The sequence below is a fragment of the Caulobacter sp. D5 genome, assembly GCF_003185805.1.
Classification (GTDB): domain Bacteria; phylum Pseudomonadota; class Alphaproteobacteria; order Caulobacterales; family Caulobacteraceae; genus Caulobacter.
Window position 1 is genome coordinate 24568 of the sequence record NZ_QHJY01000281.1, and the last position, 6208, is coordinate 30775.

General features: G+C 69.8%; 5 protein-coding genes and 1 pseudogene. 2 read left to right on the forward strand and 4 right to left on the reverse strand.

The features are described 5' to 3' along the window. Window positions 1–25 precede the first annotated feature (25 nt). Both DMC18_RS17805 and DMC18_RS17810 read right to left on the reverse strand, forming a co-directional pair. Complete coding sequence (locus tag DMC18_RS17805) at window positions 26–1498, reverse strand: tyrosinase family protein (RefSeq protein ID WP_110121999.1); 1473 nt, start codon at window positions 1496–1498, stop codon at window positions 26–28. 64 nt (window positions 1499–1562) lie between these two features. Then, window positions 1563–2210 carry an alpha/beta hydrolase gene (locus DMC18_RS17810; protein WP_233248201.1) on the reverse strand — a complete coding sequence of 216 codons (648 nt, stop codon included), beginning with the start codon at window positions 2208–2210 and terminating at the stop codon, window positions 1563–1565. A 223-nt stretch (window positions 2211–2433) separates the two neighbouring features. On the opposite strand from DMC18_RS17810, the gene egtB reads away from it, so the two are divergent. Beyond that, on the forward strand, window positions 2434–4593 hold the full coding sequence (gene egtB / locus DMC18_RS17815) for an ergothioneine biosynthesis protein EgtB (protein WP_110121998.1): 2160 nt from the start codon (window positions 2434–2436) through the stop codon (window positions 4591–4593). A 147-nt stretch (window positions 4594–4740) separates the two neighbouring features. On the opposite strand, the gene DMC18_RS17820 is transcribed toward egtB, so the two are convergent. Further along, window positions 4741–4950 carry a KGG domain-containing protein gene (locus DMC18_RS17820; RefSeq protein ID WP_058350544.1) on the reverse strand — a complete coding sequence of 70 codons (210 nt, stop codon included), beginning with the start codon at window positions 4948–4950 and terminating at the stop codon, window positions 4741–4743. A gap of 429 nt (window positions 4951–5379) precedes the next feature. Between DMC18_RS17820 and DMC18_RS17825 the strand changes: the two genes are divergently transcribed. Next, window positions 5380–5919, forward strand: coding sequence for a DUF1345 domain-containing protein (locus tag DMC18_RS17825; RefSeq protein WP_233248203.1), 540 nt, complete (start codon window positions 5380–5382; stop codon window positions 5917–5919). Between the two features lie 58 nt (window positions 5920–5977). On the opposite strand, the pseudogene DMC18_RS17830 reads toward DMC18_RS17825, so the two are convergent. After that, window positions 5978–6208, reverse strand: a pseudogene (locus DMC18_RS17830) (hypothetical protein); the annotation flags it as partial.

A 6208-nucleotide genomic window follows, 5' to 3' on the forward strand; every position in this document is an offset into this window, starting at 1 on the left:
GCCTCAGCTTCGCCCCCGCCTGTGGTCAAACGATGACGATTTCGACCTTGGCGTTGGCGACGGTCTCGGGGGCCGGCGCGCCCGACTTGGAGTCGATCGCGATCAGCCGCACGCGGATGTCGTCGCCGACCGTGACGCCCGCGGCGGTCAGGGCCTGCAGGGACGGGGTGAGGTCGGCCGAGGCCGAGATCCCTTCGCCGCCGCCGCCGTGGCCGGCATGGCCCTCGGAGCCGAAGAAGCCGATGGTCGTGACATAGCCGGGATCGCCCTCGCGCGATCCGCCGCCGCTGCCCGGGCCGTCGATATAGACCTTCACCTCGACATTGTCGGACGACGGGGTCAGGCCGCTGATCAGGGCCAGGACGCGCGAGCCGAGCAGGGCCTGGGGCGTGCCCCCGGTCTGCGGCTTGGTCGCGCCCAGAAACGCCTGGCGGTCGCCGCCGGCCTGGGCGCTGGCCAGGAACTGGGCGCCGTTCTCGGTCGAGCGCTTGCGGGCGGCCAGGGAGCGCACGCCAAGATCGGAGGCCGCCGTCGCCGAGCCGCGGGCGAAGATCTGGGTGACGCGCTTGTCCGAGATCTGGCTCGCCCCGGCCACGCCGAGGCGGGTGGGCGTCGCGCCGTAGGTGTAGCCCAGGGCCGTGACCTGCTGCACCTGGTTGGGGGTGGTCGACCACCACGAGCCGTTCGGAGCCAGGTAGTTGTTCTGGAAGACCATGTTCTGCCAGAGGCCTTCCTGGGTGTTCTGGCGGCCAAGGCCGTTCCAGCGCCACCAGATGCGGTCGATGTTGCCGTGGTGCATCTGGAAGATCGGATCCATCGGCGAGCGCGTCGTCGGCATCCAGCCGCCCAGCCGCACGTGCACGAGGTTGTGCGGCGTGGATTCGAGCACGCCCTGAGTACCGGTGCGGGTGGTGATCCAGCTGGGGTCGAGGTTGTTCTGGCCGCGCGGGCGCGAGGTGCCGAACAGCTCGTAGTTGGTTTCGTTGTAGATCCGGTCCATCACCCCCTGGCCGACGATGTCGTCGGTCAGGACCACGCCGTTGTTGCGCGTCGGCTCGTACAGCGAATTGGTCTGGCCGTTGTAGGTGGGGTCGGAGAAGGCCTGGGGCACCTTGCGGTTGGCCGTCCAGTCCCAGTAGGGCATGGCGAAGCCGAGATAGCCGGTGACCGAGCGGATCATCCGCTCGTACATGGTCACGTAGGCGCGGTGCCAGGGCAGGAAGTACCAGTTGCCGTGCGGGCACTTGTTGAAGCCGCGGTCGGTGCCGTGGATGTTGGCCATGTCGGTCCAGGTCGGACCCTGGCCGGCGGTGCGGGCCTTCAGGATCCGCACCCCGTCGCGCAGGGCCACGACCGTCGGGTCGTTCAGCTTCAGCGAATTGATTTCCTTGCGCACCGGCAGCGGCGCGGCGAGGGCCGACAGGCCCGGCGCGGTTCCGGCGAAGACGGCGCCGCCGCCGAAGCCGACAAGTTTGAGCATGTTGCGGCGCGTGGCCATGGCCGATCCCCCCGGTTTTGCGGTCGTTGGGTTCGACTATGCCGCAATGTCTCGGAAATGCAATCTATGCGGGATTGTCGCGCGGCTGCGCGCCGGAGTGTCCGGCCGTGGCGCGGATCAGCTCCGACAGCAGGGCGCGGCCGCGCGGCCAGGCGCCGTGGCCGGACTCGACGTTGATGTGGCCCGCCCGGCCCAGATCGACGAAGCGCGAGCCCCAGCCGCGGGCGAAGGCCTCGGCGCGGTCGATGGCGACGTAGGGGTCGTCCCGGCTGGCCACCACCAGGCTGGGGAAGGGCAGGCGGCTGCGGGGAATGGGTGAGAAGCCGATCAGCAGCCGGCCGGCAGGACCCTCGCGGTTGACGTCGGCCGGCGCCACGAGCAGGGCGCCCCGCACGCCGCGACCGCCGGTGACCTGGGCCAGGTGGCCGACCAGGGCGCAGCCCAGGCTGTGGGCCACCAGGATCGCGCCGGGACGGCTGCGCACGGCCTCGGCCAGGCTGATGGTCCAGTCGCCGAGGGTGGGGCGCTCCCAGTCGGTCTGGTCCACGCGCTCGGCGTTGGGCAGGGCGCGCTCCCAGTGGCTCTGCCAGTGGTCGGGACCGGAATTGTAGAGGCCCGGCACGATCAGGATCGGCGGTTCGTCCGGGGTCGATGGCGACGGCGTGTCGCCGGGGCGGGGCGAGTGAGGAAAGGGCGGCGAGGCGAAGGACATCGCTAAACTCTTCAAGACGGGGCGCCGCCGAAGCGGATTTTGTCCGCTTGTCGCTCCCGCAGACCGCGTGGAGCAATCCAGATCAATTCAATAGGAATTGAGAACTGCTGATGACACCATGCTGGCAGCAGGTCGCATTGCCCTCGTCCCGCGGAACGCCCAAGCTCCGGGTTCGTTGTGATCACCTGTCCGCGCGCGCGGACCGTCCTCACCAGGAGCGTGCATGAGTCCCGACGACACCCTGGTCCTGTCCGCCGTCGCCGCGGTCGCCGACACGCCCCTGGCCCGTTTCCGCGCCGTGCGCGAACGGACCGAGGCCCTGGCCGCCCCGCTGTCGCCCGAGGACCAGGCGGCGCAGTCGATGCCGGACGCCAGCCCGGTCAAATGGCACCGGGGCCATACGACCTGGTTCTTCGAGACCTTCCTGCTGGCGCCGTTCCAGCCGGGCTACCAGCCGTACGACCCGGCCTTCGGCTACATCTTCAACTCCTATTACGAGGCCCTGGGGCCCCGTCAGCCGAGACCGCAGCGCGGCCTGATCACCCGGCCGTCCTGCGTCGAGGTCGGGGCCTATCGCCGCCATGTCGACGCGGCCATGGCCCGCCTGCTGTCGGGTCCGCTGTCGCCGGAGATGCTGGAGCGGCTGGAGCTGGGCCTGGCCCACGAGGAGCAGCACCAGGAGCTGCTGCTGATGGACATCCAGCATCTCTTCGCCCAGTCGCCGCTGCAGCCGGCCTATCGCGAGCGGCCCGATCCGCTCCGCCCGGTGGCCAAAAGCCTGGGCTTCGTCGGCTTCGAAGGCGGGCTGGCGACGATCGGCGCGGAGGAGGGTGGCTTCGCCTTCGACAACGAGCGGCCGCGCCACCGCGTGTTCATCGAGCCCTTCCGCCTGGCCGACCGGCTGTCGACCAACAGCGAGTGGCTGGGCTTCATGGAGGACGGCGGCTACGAGCGGCCGGAGTTCTGGCTGTCGGACGGCTGGGCAATGGTGCAGACCCAGGGCTGGGAGGCGCCGCTCTACTGGCGTCGGGAGGAGGACGGGGCCTGGACAGAGTTCGGTCTCTCCGGTCGTCGCCCGGTGGATCCGGCCGCGCCGGTGGCGCATGTCAGCTATTACGAGGCCGCCGCCTTCGCCCTGTGGTCGGGCGCGCGCCTGCCGACCGAGGCCGAGTGGGAGCTGGCCGCGCGCTCGGGCGAGCGGCTGGAGCAGATGTCTGGCGAGACCTGGCAATGGACCGCCAGCGCCTATGCGGCCTATCCCGGCTTCCGGCCCGGCGCAGGAGCGCTGGGCGAGTACAACGGCAAGTTCATGGTCGGCCAGATGGTGCTGCGCGGCGGGGCCGCCGGCACGCCGCCGGGCCATGCGCGGGCCAGCTATCGCAATTTCTTCCACCCCGGCCAGCGCTGGATGTTCGCCGGCGTGCGCCTGGCGCGCGACGGGGCCGGCGGGCGCGAGCGCACGATGGACACGAGCTTTCGAGACGACGTTCTGGCGGGCCTGGGCGCCAGCCCCAAGAGCCTGCCCAGCAAGTACTTCTACGACGCCGAGGGCTCGCGCCTGTTCGAGGCGATCACCGAGCTTCCCGAATACTATCCGACCCGTACCGAGACGGCGCTGCTGCGCGCCATCGCGCCGGAGATCGCCGCCCGCATTCCGCGGGGCGCGGCGATGATCGAGTTCGGCAGCGGGGCCAGCACCAAGACGCGGATCGTGCTGGACGCCGCGCCGCAGCTGTCGGTCTACGCGCCGATGGACATCAGCGCCTCGGCCCTGGACGCCGCCGCCGCGGCGATCCGCGCCGACTATCCGGACCTGGAGGTGGCGCCGGCCCTGGGCGACTTCACCCATCCGCTGGGCCTGCCGAAGGCGGCGCGGGGACGGCCCACGGTCGGCTTCTTCCCCGGCTCGACGATCGGCAACTTCCCGACGGACGAGGCGGTCGAATTCCTGAAGGCGGCGCGCGACCTGCTGGGACCCGGCGCGCTGTTCGTGGTCGGGGCCGACATCGCCAAGGGGCAGGACGTGCTGATCCCGGCCTATGACGACGCGGCCGGGGTGACGGCGGACTTCAACAAGAACCTGCTGGTCCGGATCAATCGCGAACTGGGCGGGCGGTTCGACCTCGACGCCTTCGCGCACAAGGCGGTGTGGAACGCCGCCGAAAGCCGGATCGAGATGCATCTGGTCAGCCTGAAGGACCAGACGGTGGAGGTTGCGGGCCGGTCGATCGCCTTCGCGGCCGGCGAGACCATCCACACCGAGAATTCCTACAAGTACGACCCCGAGGCCTTCGCCGGGATGGCGGGCCGGGCCGGCTGGCGCGTCGAGGCGCGCTGGATCAGCGAGAATCCCGCCTTCGGCGTCTTCGCGCTGCGGTCCTGAATATCGAAAACAGCAAACTGCGGCCGGCCGCTGGATGGCGGACAGCCCAAGAGCCCGGATCGGTCAGCCGATCCGGGCCCTAAAATCCTGATACGTGCGCCGCTACGCTCTGCCGCGCCGCCCGTCCCCCCCTCGGCCGCGGCATTGCTAGAGGTCGCGAGCGCCGAGGCGGCCGCCGCCGCGCGACGAGGAACCGCCCTTGCGGCCGGCGTTAGCGGCCAGGTCGCGGTCCTTGGCGAAGCTGCGTTTCTCGCTGGGGACGCTGGCGCCGCCTTTGCGAGCTATCTCGCGGCGGCGTTCCGGATCCATGGCGGCGAAGCCTCGGCGGCCCCGGGGCCGTTCGCTGTCGAGGTCCATGTCTTGCTCCTAATCGGGACTGGTCACGGGAGGAAACAGGCCCGGTCCGGCGCCGTATGGCCGATCGTCACCCGGCTGCACCGGAGGCGGCTGCTGCGGGACTTCGTCGGGCGTAGAGCCCGGCGGTTCGTCCGGCGTTTGCGGCTCCAGAGGCGGCGGGGAGTCGGGGTCGGTCATGGCGTCGTTCCGGTGTTCCGGTGAAGTAACCGGTGAAGCCGAGTTCGGTTTCACGTGTCAGGCGAGACAAATGCGGCGTTAAGGACGATTGTCGCGCGAAAAGGCAGGTTGAGAGTGATGAGCAAAGGCGCCTTGAAGGTGGAAAAGACCTCAGTGTTTACAAGGCATTGGAAGCTTCTCGCGGGCTTTCTGGCAGGGCTTTTGGGGTGGGGTTTGGCCCGCCAAATGAATCTGCCCGGAAGCACGCATATTTTGATCGGCTGGGACGTCGGGGCGCTGATCTACGCCGTTTTGCTGTGGCGCCTGTTCCTCACCGCCGACGAGGCGAAGGTTCGCGCCAAGGCCGCGGCCGAGGACGAGGGGCGCTCGATCATGCTGCTGATCGTGCTGTCGGCGATCGCCGCCAGCCTGGCGGCGGTGGTGGCGGCGATGATCGGCGCGCGCTCCGCGGCGACCGCGGTCAAGGACCTGACGGCGGCCTGCGCGGGGGTCACCCTGCTGCTGTCATGGATCGTGCTGCACTCGGTGTTCGTGCTGCACTACGCCCACCGGCATTTCGGCGGCGGGCCGGGGAAGGGCGGGTTCGGCTTTCCCGGAGAGCCTGCCCGCACCTACAAGGACTTCGTCTATCTGGCCTTCAGCATCGGGGCGACCTTCCAGGTCTCCGACAACGACGTGCGCACCGGGGCGCTGCGCAACCTCGTCACCACTCATGCGGTGACGGCCTATTTCTACAACACCGCGATCCTGGCGCTGGGGATCAACATCATCGCCGGGGTGGTCAGCGGCTAGAGAGCGTGGCAGCCGAAAGTGTGAGCGGTTTCGGCGCCTGCCACGCTCCAGAGAGGCGTCAGCCGCGGGGCGGGGGACCGCCGCGGCCGCGACCACGACCCTTGCCGCCGCGCTCGTCGCCTTCGCCGTCGAGGATCTTCTGCATCGACGTCTTGGGCAGTTCGGCAAGGGTCAGTCGGCCGTCGCCGTCCTTGTCGAGCAGCTTGAAGCGCGAGATCGCGGCCTTGGTCGCCTCGTCGCGGGTGATGCGGCGGTTGAAGTCGGCGTCGGCGCCCATCACCGGCTGGGG